The following is an 18,809-nucleotide window of genomic DNA, read 5'->3' on the forward strand; positions in this document are numbered from 1 at the left end:
TGAAGCCAATGGTATCTCGATGCCACTTACAGCATTTGACACTGAATACGGGCAAGCTGATAGTAAGCCGGATGCACTGAGTAAAGAGGGGAAGAATGCAGCAATCGATCTTCAGAATATTCAAGTTGAAAACAATAATATTAGTTTTACCGCAGCTTTAGAATATAACAACCAACATGCAGAGATTTCTGCTTCGGGTAAACTGTATAAAAGTTCCAAACAAAAAGATGGCGTAAATAGTGTTGTGGGCGATATCCAAGATAAAACAAATACTTTTAATTTCTTGTTATTCGAAGTATATAATGACAGTTCGAGGAATAAAGTTACAACAATCAACTCTGCAATTATTGACTCCAATTTTAGTCATAAACCACATATGAACATCTACTTAACTGACGCGTCCGGTAATCTCCTTTTATTTGAAATTCCAATCCCAAAAGAATTAAGTAAGTTATCAGTTTCAAACAATGACCAAATTGAGCCTACTAAAGACTACGCTTGGTTCATAAATGTCCTTAAACCTCACGAGCCTATAATCGTTCCCGCAACGCCTGAAGCCCTTCAGGCGGCAGGATTAAGTATCCATAGCGACGTATCGATACTAGCTGTGAATGGGTACTCCGACTGGGCGGACAACCTTGTTACTTATAGAGAAACCTTGGGCGGAACACCCTATCAATGGACTACATTAGCATACGGAACGTGGAAAGCTGCAGATGTAACAGGACAAAACACCTGGACAAATACTTTTAAAATTTCCGAAAGTACGACGATTAATGGCATTGTTGTCCCCGATGTTAATAATCTTTTGAGATTCCGAAATGTAACCCTTACAAATGCAGTGGGTGCAAAATCGAGCATTTCGCGTTCATTTGTACAAGGGCAACTGGATGGCAAATCTAATGGCTCATCGTTAGCCATGCTCGTAGGAAATAAAATTTGGTCAACTGCATTGCCTGCGGCACCCTCGCTTAGCGATATCCAATCATGGATTACTGCAGTCAATAATGCCTTGTCTAGTAAAACCGTCACCCTCGGCAGTTCCGGGACGGTTTTGAACAGCGGACCAGTCGTTACGCAAAGCGCAGACTCAGCTAGCTATGAAATGTTTAGAAAAACGGCAGATGCAAATGGAAATACGTTGTCCAATGGTCATTATTTAACATTGCAAAGCGATGTACAATTCGAGCAAGGTAGTACCACAGCAACATCCGCCACTGCAAATGGAATGATGACAATCAAATGGGATATCTATACAGCTAGCACTAAGTACTCTTCTGAAAGTAAAACAATTTCATTCCAGTATAACGTTAAGAAGAATTAGTTCGTATCTTATTCAATCATTGGCGGCCTTTAACCTTTGGGCCGCCAATGATTGTTCATTTATAAAGAGTAGAATATATGTTTAAACGTAGTAGAACTATTTTTATAGTACTCCTTTCCAGGTTTTTAGTATCGACGTTATTTAACTACCTATTTTATCAAAAAGCTTTTAAAGCAGTATCTACACTGGATCAATCCGTTAATATCGTCATTAATAATGATCTCATAGATTAGAACGTGATTCATTCCATACCCTTCTTATTAAACCATGTCATTTCCGAGAAAAAGATATACCTTGGCGATGCAGCCTTTTTTCAAAGGACCTTAATCCATGTAAGTTTTAAGTACGAAGAATTAATACAACTCCATGGGAGTTTGCGAGGTTGGAAAGATATTAGCGACGTCAGCAAAAATCGGCTGTTTGGTATGTTACAAGACTATGCTGGTTATTTTGATAGGCTGTCCAATCAATCAACAATTGAAAATAAGCACTCAAGAAAACACGCGATATTATCAGAACCGGAAATTCAGATCATGCAGACTGTATCAGAAGAGATTGGTGAGTTAAACGTAATAAAAAGCAATACCCAATCAAATTCCTTACAAGAAAATTGGATTAAAATGATGAAAGCAAATGAAGATTACGTTAACTCGAATAAAGTAATTCAAAAGCACCAAATAATTTCCAAATATATTGTCCATACAAATACAGAGAAGCAATAGTTGTACTTTGCTAATTATTCTAATTTTATTGAAATCGGGATTGATTGATTTATCATTTGAAAACTGCTTCAGATATGATACAGTGAGGCATCGCTTAAAAAAGATTTTGATTACTTTATTCTGTATACTATCGATTGTAATGTTTTCAATTCCAGTAATCGCAAAAAACGAAGATCCACATAACAGTTAATTATAGGATTAAAAAATGGAGTTGATGTTGACGAATTTATATTAAAACATAATCTATCTGGGGGGTGTATACTATGCAAACTATAAACTCCTTGCAGTATGTTGAGACGATACGAAATTCGTTGATGACCAATGGGACAAAATTAAGGATCTGCTGCAGCCGGGAAGAAAAGTACAAGGAGGGAACCCCGAACGATCATCACAAGATGCTGAATGCTATGCCTCCTAATGCTGGTAGATGAGAATCGAGGAGCCATTCCCAAGCAGATGGAGATTGCCCAGCGAGTGGGTGTCAGTGACGTCATGACCCATCATACCGTGAAGAGTTAATGTACCCGAGGCTTAGAGGCCACATTTCAGTACCGAAAACGGTCGGAGCTTGGGCATCCCTCTGTGATTACCGGAGAATTGGAGTCCCGAATCATTTCACTGGCCTGTTCAGAGTCCCCGGAGGGCTATACCCGCTGGACCATTCAATGTTTTGATCGGCGGGATTAGCTCTATCGTACAATTGCAACGAGAAATCACGGCACGGGAAGTTGACCATAACCAAGCACAGCAGTCCGTGGAGTGATACTTTACTCACCCAGCCGCCAGAGGTAATTAAAGCATCTTTATCCTCAAACTGAATTTGGTCAAGGCATTAATTAACTCGAAAAAAATTTCTGAATTGTTATTATTTAGGGAATTCTGCAGGCAAATTCTATTAGTTGGCGTATAATTGAAACGAGGTGATTCGAATGTATTTTGAACGCACAAATAACGCAAAAATTGTTATGATTGTGCTAGGTGTTTTGTTTACCCTTTTGACATTTATATTTTATGGTATAAGCAACTTTGGTGAGCTAATTCATTATGGCATTGCCGATCGATTGATGCGAAAAATTGATACAGTTGTGTTTTTTATCTTTGCGGTTTTATCGTTCGCTGCCAGCATCGTGCTTCATTTCATCATGAAAGATGCGCAAGATGAACTTGATGCGATGGCAGCACAAATTTCACGCGAAATTGAAAAAGCAAAACAGGCCAAATAAACATGCCAAATCTTAGAGTTCAGCTTTTTTGTTACGTTACAAATTGGAGAATAGAGCGATATATGAAATTTTGTTGATCCGACCTTCAAGTTTGTTTCTGCCAAAATGACAAATATATAGAGATCAAAGTAAAGACAGTAATTGAATTTTATAAGCCTCTTCAATGATACATCCTAACAAAAGAAAATGGTGGTTTAACAACCTACACACTTTAAGAACGACTACGATGCCCTTTTTAACAACTGGGTTTGGTATCACCCTACATCAGCAGAATTATTTCTTACGCATCGTCAGAATCAACACAATCCCAGCAACCACTCGTTTATACTAACCGTAACGTATTCGAAAACGCAGAAAAGCGACCTCACGAGGTCGCTTTTCTGATACTACATATGGAGGCGAGGGGAGTCGAACCCCTGTCCGAAGGCAACGCCACATAGGTTTCTACGGGTGTAGTGACAGTTTTGATGTCACCCTAGGAACTCCCCGTCACCGGATTCCCTTTGGGTCAGCCTGGTTGTCTTCTTCAGCTAGCCGCAGGCGGAGACTAGACAGCGTATCCCACTATAGGTTGAGCCCTCATCCCGGCACATGGGCGATGCAGAGCGAGAGCACGTCTGCAGGTTATTAAGCTGCGAGAGCGTAGTTAGATTGTTGTTTGCCGTTTAATAGGCTTTAGCGTTGATGAAGTGGACGCGTCCCCACTACCCGCTACCCATGCTCGAACAACCCCCGTCGAATCCAAAAACGCCCCCGTAAAATGAGAATCGGCTCACCAGCACCTTACAGCGCCGGGCCTATCTGCAAAAAGGGTGTCTTCCGGATTAAATCGGATGCCGAAGCTCCAGGAAGCACATTACTTACTTGATCCTTCCCTCCATAAAAGAAGGTCAAGCGCCATCGTATAGCAGAAACGCTATATCAACGGTACATCAATTATTATAACACAACCGGCGAAGAACTGCTCGCCAAGTTGCTGGAACTGCCGATAAATCCTGCTAATTCGCTGCGAAGTTACCGTGCAACCTTCTGACGTTCCTTCAAAGCACGCTGAATATCGCGCTGAGCGTCTTTCTTGGCTGCTGTTTCGCGTTTGTCGAACTGCTTCTTACCTTTACCAAGGCCAAGCAGCAGTTTGGCGTAACCGTTCCGCACATAAACCTTTAGCGGTACAATTGTGTAGCCTTCCTGCTTCGACTGTCCAAGCAGCTTGTTGATCTGCGATTTGTGCATCAGCAGCTTGCGCGCGCGCGTCGGATCGGTCGGATTGTTGCGGTTGCCCTGTTCAAAAGGACTAATATGCATGTTGTGGACGTGGATTTCTCCGTTCCGAATCGTCGCGAAAGCGTCACTGATGTTCGCCCGCGCCGCCCGCAGCGATTTAATCTCTGTTCCCGTCAGCACCATGCCCGCCTCATACGTATCTTCGATGAAGTAGTCATGGGAAGCTTTCTTGTTTTGGGCCAAAACTTTGCCTTCCGTCGTTTTCTTACCCATGTGCTCACTCCCTTAATCAAATAATACCTGGCGACTCAGAACTCAATTGTATCAACAGCCGCAGGCAAAATCAAGGCTGCGGGCACAAAGCCCGCAGCACAAGATGAATACCTTATTGGGAACCTCATTCATCGAAAAATGAACAGTAAAGAATTGAGGCTTTTCTTATTTCTTTTTCTTCCGGACGAAAGCCGCGGTAGCGTTCTTGGCAGAACCCCCTCTGCCCGAACCGCCTTCGCCGCTGCGGCTTGAACCGCCAGCGCCGTTAGCGGCTTTGCCGCCGCCCTGCTTTTTCTTCTTGCGTTTCTTGCTGCCGGAGCCGGAAGGATCTCCGGTGACGGCAGCACCGCCCGCGCCGCCAGCGTTAAAGATCCCGCTGGCGGACGTCTTTTTGCGGCGTTTGCCATTGTCACCGCCGCCCCCCTTGCCATACCCGCGGCTGTCTCCGCCGCGGGTGAAGCCGTTCGGCGAGCCGCTGGCGTAGCCGCCTTTGCCCGAGCCGAAGCCGAAACGGACGCCACCGGCGCCAGCTTCCGGCTTCGCGCTTTCGCCGCGGTCCACCGCCGCGGCCAGCACCCCGTCACCGGCTTCGCCCCGGTGACGGCCCTGCGAGCCGCCCGATGCCGGCGGCTCGCCTGCGCCCGGACTCCACGCGTCCGGGCTGCCAAACACGCCGCGCGCATCGCCGCGCGTCTTGCCCTTGCCGACGGCTTTGCCTTTGCCGCCGCCAGCACCGCCGCTGCCTTTGCCGCGCCCGGCAGCGCCAAACCCGCCGGCCGCGCCTTTCTTCCCGCGGCCGCCTTTACCGCCGCCCCGGCCGCCAAAGCCGCCGCCCGGCTCCAAATCCCCGCCGCGTTCACGGCGCCGCGGCTTCATGTCCACCAGCTCGAAGTCGATGGTGTGGTCGTCCATGTTCACGCGGGCCACGCGGATCTTGACCTCGTCGCCGATCCGGAAGATCCGCGACGTGCGTTCCCCGATCAGCGCCATATGCTGCTCATGGAAATGGTAATAATCATCCGTCATCGCACTGAGACGGATCAGGCCTTCCACCGTATTATCCAGCTCGATAAACATGCCGAAGCTGGTTACGCTGCTGATCATGCCGGTGAATTCCTCGCCGACCTTGTCCAGCATGAACTCGGCTTTCTTCAGTTGCTCCGTGTCGCGCTCCGCATCTACGGCAATCCGTTCCCGCTCCGAGGACTGCTGCGCAATGTCCGCCATCCGGCTCGCCAGATATTCCTGGCGGTCGTCAGGCAGGGCGCCCCCGGCTTCGATTACCTCGCGAATGACCCGGTGAATCACCAGATCGGGATAACGGCGGATCGGTGAGGTGAAATGCGTGTAGAACTCCGCTGCCAGTCCAAAGTGACCCGTGCTTTCAGCGTCATATTTCGCCTGCTTCATCGAACGAAGCAGCATCGTGCTGATCACCGTCTGCTCCTTTGTGCCGTCAATATCCTCCAGCAGCGACTGAAGGGCGCGCGGATGCACCTTGTTGCCTTTGCCCCGCACCGCATAACCGAAGTTCGCGATGAATGCCATAAAGTTCATCAGCTTCTCCGGATCCGGGTCCTCGTGAATCCGGTAAATGAACGGCACCTTCAGCCAGTGGAAATGCTCGGCCACCGTTTCGTTCGCCGCCAGCATAAATTCTTCAATGATCTGCTCAGCGATCGAACGTTCGCGTTTGACGATATCGACCGGCTTGCCCGATTCGTCGACGATGACCTTCGATTCCTCGAAATCGAAGTCCACCGCGCCGCGTCTCATCCGTTTGTTACGCAGACGCAGGGCGAGATCGCGCATATTTTTAAAGGTATCGACCAGATCGCTGTAACGTTCCGTAACCTCAGAATCTTCCTCTTGCAGAATCTTGCGCACATTTGTATAGGTCATCCGTTCTTTCGTCCGGATTACGCTCGTATAAATATCATGCCGGACCACGCGCATTTGATCATCGAATTCCATATCGCAGGAAAGCGTAAAGCGGTCCACCTTCGGATTCAAGCTGCAAATCCCGTTCGATAAACGGTGCGGCAGCATCGGAATCACGCGGTCCACCAGATAAACGCTGCAGCCCCGGTTATAGGCTTCCTGATCGAGACGCGAATTCTCCTTCACATAATAACCGACATCGGCGATGTGTACGCCAAGCAGGTAGTTGCCATTCTCCAGCCGCTCCACATTCACTGCATCATCCAGGTCCTTGGCATCTTCGCCGTCGATCGTCACGATCACCCGGTCCCGCAGATCCCGGCGCCCCTGGCGCACAATCTCTTCCTGTTCGATGGTGTCCGGCACGGCGGCCGCTTCCTCCAGCACGTCCTCAGGGAATTCTTCCGGCAGCATATGCTTGCGGATAATGGACAAAATGTCCACACCCGGGTCATCCTTATGGCCGAGAATCTCCGCGACCTCGCCCGTAGCGGCAGCGCGGCCTTCCGGATAAGAAACAATCCGCGCGACCACTTTGTCGCCGTTAGCGGCACCGCCCATCTTCTCCTGAGCGATAAAAATATCCCGGTTAATCCGTTTATCATCCGGCACCACAAATCCAAATGTCTCGTGATGCTGGAACACGCCGACCACCTGGGTCACCGCCCGCGTCACGATGCGGACAACCTCGCCCTCCAGCCGGCCATCCGACGGCCCTTTGCTGTTCACGCGGACCAGCACCGTATCGCCGTTCATGGCGCTTTTCAAATCGTTCGCATGGACATAAACGTCCGGGTGCTCCCGGTCCTCCGGGATTAGGAATGCGAAACCTTTGGCATGCACCTGCAACCGTCCACGCAGCAGATCCATCCGCTCAGGAACGCCGTAGCGCTGCGTGCGGGTCAATACGATTTTGCCGCTTTGCTCCAATTCATTCAGCAGTTTCAGAAACGCTTTGAATTCAGAAGCATCCGAAATTTGAAAATGTTCCTCAAGCTCCTGGTAAGTCATCGGTTTATAAGCGGTTTCCCGCATAAAATCGAGGAGCATATTTTCCGTTATCATGATTTCACCTCAAAAGCCCCGTCCAATGAAGAAGCCGTTATAATATAATCCCAATATTTTCTTATCCATGTATATAACCTAGTATACACGAATTTAACCCTGCGCATCCGCAAACCCCAAAATCCTTTCCCAGCAGGCAGAATCCTGTATAAATAAGCGGCCCGAATTCCCCGATAATGAGGGTAAGGGGCTTTCCTTACGTGACCCTGTAACGAACCTATATCCGCTTCCAAAAAAAGGAGGACAAGCAATGGATCGTAGCGCGTTTTACCGGTCTCGCAACGGCTTTTTCATCGTGCTGGTCTGGGTTCTGCTTATACTGAATGTGCTGAGAGATCCTATGCTGAGCAGCGACGACCCTAGACTGCTGTTCATGATCATCACCGGAGGTTTGGCTTGCTGTCTCCCCACTTTTCTGCATGTTAAAAACCGAAGCCCTGCCACAATCCCTTACCTTTCAGCAGCGCTGTTCAGTCTGATGACCTTTTATGAGCTGGCCCGCCACTTTTGCCTGTTCAGCTTCCTTCTGCTCTATATCAGTATCCTGGTATTCTCACTCTACTCGAACTTCAGGCTTATCCTCTTCAACGGCTGTTTAGTCATGACCTCCATGATCATGGTCATCCAAATTTTTCAGACGAACAACGAATTCATGACAAACAACCTGCTGCTTTTCCTTGGCGGAAGCCTGCTTACCACCGCTGTACTCGTTATCCATGCCCGAAGGTTTGAACAAACATCATATGTCCTAGCAAGCAGGACACAAACCTGCGAGCAGATCCATATCCGCACTAACGCGGCTGCTGTCGACCTGCATTCAACCGCCGATCTCTTGCACAGCTGGAGCACCGAGCTGGAGCTAGAACTTCAACATGCATCCCAGATCTGCCAGGATATCCGGAAATCTTTGGAATACGCCAACGACAGAATCGAAGGGATATGGAACAAAGGCACCGCCCGGCCTTTAGGCGATCAGACTTCAACCGCCGTCCTTCCGGACGCAGCTGAAATCCGGGAGCGATTACTCAGGATTACAGCCAAGACGCTGCATTTATCCGAGCACATGGAGGCGAACAAACAAGCCATTGAAGACATTCATGCCGGTTTGTCCCACCAGTACGGCAAATTATCAGACCTGATTGATAAAATTCAAAGCCCGAATTCGGCGGCGAAACAGAAGGCAGACTATGTGAACGACGCCCCTCTTTTCTCTCCAGCCTTTCTAACCAGATTCAAGATTAGATAGACTCGTGTATTTTATACATAACCGGCAGCTTGGCAAAAAAAACAAAAGCCCTCGATCCTGAAGATCGAAGGCTTTTATCATTTATCTGATCCGAATCTCTGATTCGAACATCTTTGTCTTATTCAAACATGGCAACCAGAATCGCCAAAATAAAAAATCCCGCTGCCAAAACCACTGTTGTGCGTTCCAGCACCAATTCCATGCCCCGTGCTTTCGTTTTACCGAAAAGATGCTCTGCACCTCCGGAGATGGCACCGGCAAGACCTGCACTTTTGCCTTTCTGCAAAAGAACGATGGTAATCAAACCGATCGAAAAGATAACCAACAAGATTTTAAACAGAATATCCATTCATTCCACCTCCCAGGCTGATACATCTATAATCATCAAAAAACAATTTTCCAAACTACACATTGCTTATAGTTTATCACAGTCGCTTCGCTGAATACAAGTTATAATTCACATCAAGATGAATAGTGAGGGGATTTCTGATGGCAAAGAGGTTCATAATATATTGCACCGTGTCCGGATCTATCCCGTCTATTGTAAATAAAGTCCGATTTCTATTGTTATGAAACAATAAAACTTTGACCTTCCACCCCTTAAATTGTTAAAGTAGGATTGAGGTGATGACATGTTAACGAGACTAGGTGTTCTCGACCAATCGCATATAAATGAAGGCGGAACGGCCGTGCAGGCCTTATCCGATACCACCCGGCTGGCTCAGGAGGCAGACCGCCTCGGCTACCACCGATATTGGGTATCCGAGCATCACAGCTCGCGCAGCCTGGCCCACTCCAGCCCGGAGGTGCTGATCGCCCACCTGGCATCGCACACTTCGCGGATCCGGGTAGGCTCCGGCGGCATCATGCTGCCGCACTACAGCGCCTATAAAGTGGCGGAGAATTTCCGCCTGCTGGAGGCACTGTACCCCGGCCGGATCGATCTCGGGATCGGCCGCGCGCCGGGCGGCCGGCCCTTGTCCACACGGGCGCTGCAGGAAGGCCGGTACCATCACGGCGACACTTATCCGCAGCAGGTCGTTGACCTGATTGCGTACCTGAACGACGCCGTACCGGCCGACCACCGCTTCCCGGGCCTGCTGGCAGCCCCGTCCGTGCCAACGGCACCGGAGCTGTGGCTGCTCGGGTCCAGCGGCGGCACCGCTGGACTGGCTGCCGAAGTCGGTGCTTCGTATGCCTTCGCGCAGTTCTTCGGCACGGCCGGCGGCGCGGAGTCGGTCCACATGTACCGGGAAAGGTTCGTACCGTCCCTGATGGAAGAAGGACCCCGTGCCCTTGCCGCCGTCATGGTGATCTGCGCCGAGACCGAAGAAGAGGCGCTTGATCTGTCCTCCAGCGTCAGCTTGTATTTCTACGCGCTGGAGACCGGCATGGAGCTTGCCTATCTGCCGTCCGTCGAAACAGCGAAGAACTATCCTTACACGCCATACGATCTATCCCGCCTGGAAGCTGCACGAGAAAGACGGGTTATCGGTACACCTGAACAGGTCAAAGCGAAGCTGGAGAAGCTGGCGGAGGAATATCAGACCGAAGAGCTGCTGCTTGTGTCTCCGATCTACGATCTGGAAGCCCGCCTGCGTTCCTACCAGCTTGTAGCTGAAGCTTTTGGCCTGCAACAGGCTTAAGAGTAAGATCTCAGGGTTGAAAGCTCAGCAAAGCTTTTAGCGCAGCTCCTTTTAACCCTGTACGACCCCGAAATACGAACGGCGCCCGTTAGCGGGCGCCGTTTGTATTAGGCTTACTGGTCCAGGGATTCTTTTTTAAAACTTGTAAAAAATACGTTCCCCGGCCAAATAAGGCCTGCATAAGTCCCTGCACAGCTTGTGCATACGCTCCCGCATCCAATCCTGATAAGCCTCATTCTCCAGCTCAAAAGCATAGAAACCGATAATGGCAATTAACATCAAGCCTTCTACTAGTTGCAAATCGTAGGGCTCCATTCCAAAATACTCATAATAACTGTCCAGAAAGACATTCCTGTGACTGGAAGGAAAATAGTAGCCCGGGCCAAAAAATCCAAAATCAATGAAGCTGGTTTCTCCTTCGTCATTAATTAGCGTATTGCCCATCCCCAGATCGCCGTGGATGAGCCCCCACGTGTCCTCGGTGATCTCGAGCCACCGCAGCCTGGAATTGACTAGCTGGATCGTTTCCTCAAGGATGAGGACATCCCCATTTGCAAACAGACCGACCGGAGCTCCCCGCTTGATCGTTTGCACCAAACGTTCGTTATACGAAAGGTCTTGGCTGGGGCGGTACTTCAGCCCGGCATACTTGTAACCTTTAAAAAAAGCATGCAGCTTCGCCACCTGTGTCCCAAGCTTCTGCGCCATCTCCGGAGCAGCCGTATCCTCTCTTTGTATATCCCGGCCTTCAAGCCAGGTGAGCATAGAGCAGTTTAGCGTCTCCCCTCCCTGTTTCAGGACAAAGATCAACTCTCCATCCGTCTGACGTAAAGGAGCTTGTACAAGCAGGCTGCTTCCTTTGGCAAGCTGCTCAAGCATGTCCAGCTCAACAAGGAGTCCTTCAAAGGTATGCTGCGGGCCGGCCATGCTGTCCTTCACGGGCTGATGAATGCGCAGCAGGTAGCTGCCACCGTCTGCTCCATCCACCCTGTAAGTCCGATTCTCGCTGTGCCTAATATAAGTAATCACAGGCTGTTGAATTCCATAGCTTCTAGCGATCACATGCAGAACGTCCGCAGTCACGATTTTGCTTTCCCCTCCCCCATCCTCCAACTCTCTGGTTTGGCTTGAAATCCCAGACGGGCTGAACCTGCCAGCCTCGGAAATCCGGATCTCATCCACCTTCCAGGCCTTCACATTCCAAGGTCAGGCTATGTACCACCGCTTATAAAAAAGGCCGCAGAAACCTGCGGCCTTCGAGCTATTTATGAAACCTTCTGTCTTATTGCGCCGCCTTGGCGGCTGCCACCTCAATATCAGGCTCGGTTGTCAGTGCAACATTTCCTGCTAGCGCCCGGGAGATCATGCAGGCTCCCTCCGATTTACCGGCGATTAACCTCGCCCGCTCCACCTCGCGCTCACCGGAACCGGCCTTAAGCACGATATGCGGCCGATGCACAATACTTTCATAGGTGAAAATATTGTTGGTGACGTCCACCGTCCCTTCGGAGTTCAGCGTCAAGCTCTCTGTCTCAATTCCGGCTCTTTCCAGTGCGGCTGCCAAAGTAATCAGATAACAGGTTGCCGCAGCTCCGAGCAGCATTTCATCCGGGTTGGTTCCGACTCCAGGTCCGCCCATAGGCTCCGGAATGGAGATAACCGTTTTCAAATTGCCGGTCTCGATAGTTCCTTCACTGTTGCGGCCGCCGTTCCATACGGCGTTCAGTTGAAATAAGTGTCTCATGCCGCCCGCCTCCTTTATCACAAATGGTATGGACGTATGGCTCTCCCTGCAGTCATTGTATACGAATGAACACAAGTTTGCCATATTTAAGTCAAATTCGAAAGGATTCATGCAGGAGTGAAACGACCTCCAGCTCGCCCAAATATAAAAACCCCCGGCATACCGAAGTATACCAGGGGATGGATGGCTTATTTGGAGCCGTAAGGCTAAGGCCACTACAAACCTTCTTATTTCTTCAGGTTGTAGAAGGATTTCAAGCCGTTGTATTGAGCAAGTTCGCCCAATTGGTCTTCGATGCGAAGCAATTGGTTGTATTTTGCGATACGGTCTGTACGGGAAGGAGCACCTGTTTTGATTTGGCCTGCGTTTGTCGCAACTGCGATGTCGGCGATTGTGCTGTCTTCGGACTCACCGGAACGGTGGGAGACAACAGCTGTGTAACCAGCACGTTTAGCCATTTCAATAGCGTCGAAAGTTTCTGTCAAAGTACCGATTTGGTTAACTTTGATCAGGATCGAGTTGCCGATGCCGTCTTCGATACCTTTAGCCAGACGTTCTGTGTTCGTTACGAACAGGTCGTCACCAACAAGTTGGATTTTGCCGCCCAGTTTCTCAGTCAGCAGCTTCCAGCCTTCCCAGTCGTCTTCGGAGCAGCCGTCTTCGATCGTGATGATTGGGTATTTATCTACCCAAGAAGCGAGCAGGTCCACGAATTCAGCAGAAGTGAAGGATTTGCCTTCGCCTTCCAGGTGGTATTTGCCGTCTTTGTAGAACTCAGTGGAAGCAACGTCCATACCGAGGAATACATCTTTGCCTGGCGTATATCCGGCTTTCTCGATCGCTTCGATAATGGAGCTCAAAGCGTCTTCGTTGGAAGTGAAGTTAGGAGCAAAGCCGCCTTCGTCGCCAACTGCTGTATTCAGGCCTTTGCCTTTCAATACGGATTTCAGGTTGTGGAAGATTTCAGCACCCATACGAAGCGCTTCTTTGAAGCTTGGAGCGCCTACAGGGAGTACCATGAATTCTTGCACGTCAACGTTATTGTCGGCATGTGCGCCGCCGTTCACGATGTTCATCATAGGAACCGGCAGCTGCTTAGCGTTGAATCCGCCGAGGTAAACGTACAGAGGCAGGTCCAAAGCATCAGCTGCAGCGCGGGCTACAGCCATGGAAACCGCCAGGATTGCGTTGGCACCCAGTTTGCCTTTGTTAGGGGTTCCGTCCAAAGCGATCATCATTTTGTCGATGCCCAGTTGGTCCAGAGCGTCCATGCCAATTACTTCAGGAGCGATGATGTCGTTAACGTTGGCAACGGCTTTCAGAACACCTTTGCCCAGGTAACGGGATTTGTCGTCGTCGCGAAGCTCAACCGCTTCGTGAGCGCCTGTGGAAGCACCGGATGGTACGATTGCGCGGCCGATAGCGCCGGATTCCAGGTAAACTTCAACTTCAACAGTCGGATTGCCGCGGGAGTCAAGGACTTCGCGTGCGTATACGTCAGAAATAATAGTCATTTTGAGTATTCTCCTTTTCGAATTCATTTTTCATTCTGGCTGCAGGTAACAGCCAGTGTTGGCTGATAAACATTCTCTGAGCAGAAGTCTAACGCTTTATGTCTGCTTTCGCAAGCAAGCAGGCTTATTTGCGGCTGGCGATCATGGATTGGCCTGTCATTTCGGCCGGCTGAGGCAGCTGCATCAGATCCAGGATTGTTGGCGCAACGTCTGCCAAAATGCCATGCTCGCGCAGAACAACGTCATGGGAAGTTACAATGAACGGAACCGGGTTCGTTGTATGAGCCGTGAAAGGACGGCCATTCTCGTCAAATACCATGTCCGCATTGCCGTGGTCGGCGATAATGATCGCTACTCCGCCTTTGGATACAACGGCATCCACGACTTTCCCTACACATTCGTCCGTTACTTCAACCGCCTTGATCGTTGGCTCCAGCATGCCGGAGTGTCCAACCATGTCCGGGTTGGCGAAGTTCAGGATGATCGTATCGAAGTTTTCTTCTTCGATCTCTTTCACGGCTGCAGCCGCTACTTCGTAGGCGCTCATTTCAGGCTTCAGGTCATAAGTGGCCACTTTCGGCGAATTGATGAGGATACGGGTTTCGCCCGGAAGCTCCACATCGCGTCCGCCGCTGAAGAAGAACGTTACGTGAGGGTATTTTTCAGTCTCTGCAATGCGAAGCTGTTTCTTGTTATGCTGCACAAGCACTTCACCCAGCGTGTTGTCCAGGTTCTTAGGCTCGTAGGCTACATATCCTCCTACCGTTTCACTGAACAGGGTCAAGCATACGAAATGCAGGCCTTCAGGGAATTTCGGTCCACGGTCGAAGCCGCGGAAATCAAGGTTCGTAAACACTTGGGACAGCTGGATCGCACGGTCCGGACGGAAGTTCAGGAACACGACGGAATCGCCGGACTCCACGGAACCTACCGGCTCTCCTTGACCGTCCACAATTACGGTCGGCACCATAAATTCGTCAAACACGCCGTTGCTGTAAGAATCCTTAACAGCTTGGAGTGCGTCCACGTAATGAGGGCCTTCACCGTAGACGATCGCACGGTAAGACTTCTCTACGCGGTCCCAGCGTTTGTCGCGGTCCATGGAGTAGTAACGGCCGGAAAGGGTGGCGATTTTGCCGATGCCAATCTCTTCAATCTTCTTGATCAGCTGGCTCAGGTAACCTTCACCGCTGTCCGGAGCTACGTCGCGGCCGTCAAGGAAAGCATGGATATACACTTCTTGCATATCTTCTTTCTTGGCCAGCTCCAGCATCGCAAACAAATGGTCGATGTGCGCGTGCACGCCGCCGTCGGACAAAAGGCCGTACAGATGCAGCTTCTTGCCGTTTTTCTTGGCAGAGCGAACCGCTTCAACCAAGGTTTGATTCTCGAAAAACTCGCCTTCGCGAATCGATTTCGAAATCCGGGTCAGATCCTGATAAACAATGCGGCCTGCGCCGATGTTCAAGTGACCAACTTCGGAGTTGCCCATTTGGCCTTCAGGCAAACCTACCGCTTCGCCGCAGGCGGTCAAAGTGGTATTCGGATATTCTTTCAGGTAACGGTCATAGTTCGGTTTCTTGGCTTGGGCAACCGCATTGCCTTCTACCGTATTGCGAAGACCGAAACCGTCCATGATGATCAGGGCTACGGGTCTAGGTACAGTATTTCCAGCCATCTTACTTGGCCCCCTCAACCAGAGCGATGTAGGAAGCAGGCTGCAGGCTTGCGCCGCCTACGAGCGCGCCGTCGATGTCGTTTTCGCTCATGTATTCCTTAACGTTCTCAGGTTTCACGCTGCCGCCGTATTGAATGCGGATTTTGCCGGCCGTTTCGGAGCCGTACAAGCCATCCACCAGACTGCGGATATAAGCGATAACTTCGTTGGCATCTTGAGCCGTGGAAGATTTGCCTGTGCCGATCGCCCAGATTGGCTCATAAGCGATAACGACTTGAGCAGCCTGTTCGGCTGTCAAACCTTGAAGCGCAGCTTCGGTTTGCACCTTAACTACCTCTTTGGTTTGACCCGCTTCACGCTCTTCCAGCTTCTCCCCTACGCAAGGGATCGGCGTGATGCCGTATTTGAATGCAGCATGTACCTTTTTGTTTACGATTTCGTCCGTTTCGCCGAAATAAGCACGGCGTTCGGAGTGCCCGATGATGACGTAATCGACACCGAGCTCCTGCAGCATTTTGCCGCTGATTTCGCCGGTAAATGCGCCTTCGTCTTCGAAGTGAAGGTTTTGGGCGCCGATTTTGATGGAAGTGCCTTTAGCGGCCTCCACCAAAGCCGGGAGGTTGGTAAACGGAGCGCAGATGACGCTTTCCACGCCGGCTACTTCCGCTTTGCCCTTAACTTCTTCGAAGAACGTTTTGGCTTCGGAAACCGTTTTGAACATTTTCCAGTTCCCTGCAATGATTGGTGTTCTCATGCCGTTAAACCTCCAGTGTTTCTTTCTTAAAAACTTGGGGACAGGCCCCTGCGGCCTGTTCTTATTTATCGTTCAGAGCCACTACGCCTGGAAGAGCTTTGCCTTCCATGAATTCAAGGGATGCGCCGCCGCCGGTGGAGATATGATCCATTTTGTCAGCCAGATGGAATTTCTCTGCTGCCGCTGCGGAGTCGCCGCCGCCGATGATGGTGTAGCCTTCTGTAGTTGCGCAAGCTTCAGCTACTTCGCGTGTTCCGTTTGAGAACGGCTCGATTTCGAATACACCCATAGGTCCGTTCCAAACGACGAGTTTGGAGTTCTTGATGACATCAGCATACATAGCACGGGTTTTCGGACCGATGTCCACGCCTTCCCAGCCTTGCGGGATGCTGTCGATATCTACGATATCTTTGTTGGCATCTGCTTTGAAGTCGTCAGCGATCACGCAGTCGACTGGAAGCAGGAAGTTCTTGCCGAGCTTCTTGGCTTTCTCGATGAAGCCCAGAGCTACGTCCAATTTGGAATCGTCGCACAGGGACAAACCGATTTCATGGCCTTGAGCCTTGAAGAAGGTGTAGGACAAGCCGCCGCCAATAAGTACGTTGTCTGCAAGGTTCAGCAGGTTGTCGATCACGTCGATCTTATCTTTAACTTTGGAGCCGCCGATGATCGCGGTGAAAGGACGGTCCGGATTGGACAAGGCTTTGCCCAGAACGGACAATTCTTTCTCCATCAACAGACCGGATACGGCCGGCAGATAATGTGCGATACCTTCCGTGGAAGCATGCGCACGGTGAGCGGCGCCAAAAGCGTCATTGACGAACAGATCGGCAAGCTCGGCGAATTGTTTGGCCAGCTCCGGATCGTTTTTCTCTTCGCCCGGATAGAAGCGCACGTTCTCAAGCACAAGCACATCGCCATTGTTCAATTCGGCGATTTTGGCTTTCACGGCTTCGCCTACAGCTTCATCCGCTTTGGCAACCGGTTTGCCCAGCAGCTCAGCCAAACGTTCAGCAGGAGCAGTCAAACGCATGGATTCGTTGACTTCACCTTTGGGACGGCCCAGGTGGCTCGCCAGAATCACTTTCGCGCCGTTTTCGATCAAATATTTGATCGTAGGAAGCGTTTCGCGGATCCGAGTGTCATCCGTAATTTTGCCGTCTTCGAGCGGCACGTTAAAATCTACGCGCACAAAGACACGTTTGCCTGTTACTTCTACATCGCGAACACTTTTTTTATTCATGGTTCGTTCCTCCGCACCCTTAAATTTGATTATCTGCAATTCAAGGAAAAGCACTCATCATGTATAAAGAGCGGAAACACTGGCTGTTTCCGCTCTTTGGTTTCAAGCAAGGCTATTATTTAGCCAGTTTTGCGAAGTGTTCCAAAGTACGAACGAGCTGTGCAGTGTAGGACATTTCGTTGTCGTACCAAGCTACTGTTTTCACCAATTGTTGGTCGCCAACAGTCAACACTTTAGTTTGAGTAGCATCGAACAGGGAGCCGAAAGTCATACCTTTGATATCGGAAGAAACGATTTCGTCTTCTGTGTAACCAAATGTTTGCGGGTCAGCTGCAGCTTTCATAGCCGCATTAACTTCGTCAACGGTTACTTTCTTGTTCAATACCGTTACCAGCTCAGTCAGGGAACCAGTTGGTACAGGCACACGTTGTGCAGCGCCGTCCAATTTGCCTTGCAGTTCAGGAATAACCAGGCCGATGGCTTTAGCAGCGCCAGTTGTGTTAGGAATGATGTTCTCGGCAGCGGCACGAGCGCGGCGGAAGTCACCTTTCGCATGTGGAGCGTCCAAAGTGTTTTGGTCGCCAGTGTAAGCGTGAATGGTAGTCATCAAACCTTCAACGATGCCGAAAGCGTCGTTCAAAGTTTTAGCCATAGGAGCCAAGCAGTTCGTTGTGCAAGAAGCACCGGAGATAACAGTTTCAGAACCGTCAAGCGTTTCATGGTTTACGTTGTAAACGATCGTTTTCATGTCGCCTGTAGCTGGAGCAGAGATAACCACTTTCTTAGCTCCGCCTTTCAGGTGAAGCTCAGCTTTTTCTTTAGTTGTGAAGAAGCCTGTGCACTCCAGAACGATGTCAACGCCCAGGTCGCCCCAAGGAAGCTCTTCAGGGTTGCGGTTAGCCAGAACTTTAACTTCTTTGCCGTTTACTTTGAAGAAACCTTCGTGAACTTCAACGTCACCGTTGAATTTGCCTTGAGTTGTATCATATTTAAGAAGGTGTGCCAGCATTTTTGCGTCAGTCAAGTCGTTGATTGCTACTACTTCGATACCTTCTACTTCTTGAATACGACGGAATGCCAAGCGACCAATACGTCCAAAACCGTTAATGCCTACTTTTACACTCATTGATAGATCCTCCCAAAGAAAATATATTTTTTATATTTAGTCAGGCCTGATGACCTGAGTAAAACAACGTTAATTCGTACCGTTTC

At 49.9% G+C, this 18,809-nt stretch carries 15 protein-coding genes and 1 other RNA gene; 5 read left to right on the top strand and 11 right to left on the bottom strand.

The genetic code is table 11. From position 1 onward, the window contains the following. Positions 1–19 precede the first annotated feature (19 nt). The 3 genes from AWM70_RS18025 to AWM70_RS18035 all read left to right on the top strand — a co-directional run bounded on the left by AWM70_RS18025 (position 20) and on the right by AWM70_RS18035 (position 3,269). The gene (locus tag AWM70_RS18025; protein ID WP_068698717.1) at positions 20–1,324 is read left to right on the top strand and encodes a hypothetical protein; all 1,305 of its coding nucleotides are present in this window, start codon (positions 20–22) and stop codon (positions 1,322–1,324) included. A gap of 236 nt (positions 1,325–1,560) precedes the next feature. After that, entirely contained in the window at positions 1,561–2,046 is a 486-nt protein-coding gene (locus AWM70_RS18030) for a hypothetical protein (RefSeq protein ID WP_068698719.1), read from the top strand. Positions 2,047–2,975: 929 nt separating this feature from the next. Beyond that, a complete protein-coding gene (locus AWM70_RS18035) occupies positions 2,976–3,269 on the top strand; it encodes a hypothetical protein (protein ID WP_068698721.1) in 294 nt (97 codons plus the stop codon). A 390-nt stretch (positions 3,270–3,659) separates the two neighbouring features. Here the strand turns inward: AWM70_RS18035 and ssrA are convergent. The 3 genes from ssrA to rnr form a co-directional block, all read right to left on the bottom strand. After that, positions 3,660–4,024: a transfer-messenger RNA gene (gene ssrA / locus AWM70_RS18040) on the bottom strand. A 259-nt stretch (positions 4,025–4,283) separates the two neighbouring features. Continuing rightward, entirely contained in the window at positions 4,284–4,766 is a 483-nt protein-coding gene (smpB, locus tag AWM70_RS18045; RefSeq protein WP_068698723.1) for an SsrA-binding protein SmpB, read from the bottom strand. A 165-nt stretch (positions 4,767–4,931) separates the two neighbouring features. Then, positions 4,932–7,772, bottom strand: coding sequence for a ribonuclease R (gene rnr, locus AWM70_RS18050; protein WP_068698725.1), 2,841 nt, complete (start codon positions 7,770–7,772; stop codon positions 4,932–4,934). A gap of 250 nt (positions 7,773–8,022) precedes the next feature. On the opposite strand from rnr, the gene AWM70_RS18055 reads away from it, so the two are divergent. Beyond that, complete coding sequence (locus AWM70_RS18055) at positions 8,023–9,018, top strand: hypothetical protein (protein WP_068698727.1); 996 nt, start codon at positions 8,023–8,025, stop codon at positions 9,016–9,018. A 118-nt stretch (positions 9,019–9,136) separates the two neighbouring features. On the opposite strand, the gene secG is transcribed toward AWM70_RS18055, so the two are convergent. Then, positions 9,137–9,367: a preprotein translocase subunit SecG gene (secG, locus tag AWM70_RS18060; RefSeq protein ID WP_068698728.1), complete on the bottom strand. Its 231-nt coding sequence runs from the start codon at positions 9,365–9,367 to the stop codon at positions 9,137–9,139. Between the two features lie 283 nt (positions 9,368–9,650). On the opposite strand from secG, the gene AWM70_RS18065 reads away from it, so the two are divergent. Next, on the top strand, positions 9,651–10,664 hold the full coding sequence (locus tag AWM70_RS18065) for an LLM class flavin-dependent oxidoreductase (protein WP_068698729.1): 1,014 nt from the start codon (positions 9,651–9,653) through the stop codon (positions 10,662–10,664). Positions 10,665–10,799: 135 nt separating this feature from the next. Here AWM70_RS18065 and AWM70_RS18070 read toward each other — a convergent pair whose 3' ends face one another. From AWM70_RS18070 to gap, 7 genes are all read right to left on the bottom strand, one after another. After that, positions 10,800–11,861: a phosphotransferase enzyme family protein gene (locus AWM70_RS18070; RefSeq protein WP_237167752.1), complete on the bottom strand. Its 1,062-nt coding sequence runs from the start codon at positions 11,859–11,861 to the stop codon at positions 10,800–10,802. A gap of 85 nt (positions 11,862–11,946) precedes the next feature. After that, positions 11,947–12,408 carry an OsmC family protein gene (locus AWM70_RS18075; protein ID WP_068698731.1) on the bottom strand — a complete coding sequence of 154 codons (462 nt, stop codon included), beginning with the start codon at positions 12,406–12,408 and terminating at the stop codon, positions 11,947–11,949. Between the two features lie 227 nt (positions 12,409–12,635). Further along, positions 12,636–13,922: a phosphopyruvate hydratase gene (gene eno, locus AWM70_RS18080; RefSeq protein ID WP_068698733.1), complete on the bottom strand. Its 1,287-nt coding sequence runs from the start codon at positions 13,920–13,922 to the stop codon at positions 12,636–12,638. Between the two features lie 124 nt (positions 13,923–14,046). Next, positions 14,047–15,600, bottom strand: coding sequence for a 2,3-bisphosphoglycerate-independent phosphoglycerate mutase (gpmI, locus tag AWM70_RS18085; RefSeq protein WP_068698735.1), 1,554 nt, complete (start codon positions 15,598–15,600; stop codon positions 14,047–14,049). Between the two features lies 1 nt (position 15,601). Then, positions 15,602–16,354 (bottom strand): triose-phosphate isomerase, encoded by a 753-nt coding sequence (gene tpiA, locus AWM70_RS18090; RefSeq protein ID WP_068698738.1) that lies wholly within the window; start codon positions 16,352–16,354, stop codon positions 15,602–15,604. Between the two features lie 61 nt (positions 16,355–16,415). Continuing rightward, on the bottom strand, positions 16,416–17,597 hold the full coding sequence (locus tag AWM70_RS18095; protein ID WP_068698740.1) for a phosphoglycerate kinase: 1,182 nt from the start codon (positions 17,595–17,597) through the stop codon (positions 16,416–16,418). A 115-nt stretch (positions 17,598–17,712) separates the two neighbouring features. Next, on the bottom strand, positions 17,713–18,723 hold the full coding sequence (gap, locus tag AWM70_RS18100) for a type I glyceraldehyde-3-phosphate dehydrogenase (protein WP_068698742.1): 1,011 nt from the start codon (positions 18,721–18,723) through the stop codon (positions 17,713–17,715). Between the last annotated feature and the right edge of the window lie 86 nt (positions 18,724–18,809).

Origin of the sequence: Paenibacillus yonginensis, assembly GCF_001685395.1 — a bacterium.
GTDB lineage: Bacteria > Bacillota > Bacilli > Paenibacillales > Paenibacillaceae > Fontibacillus > Fontibacillus yonginensis.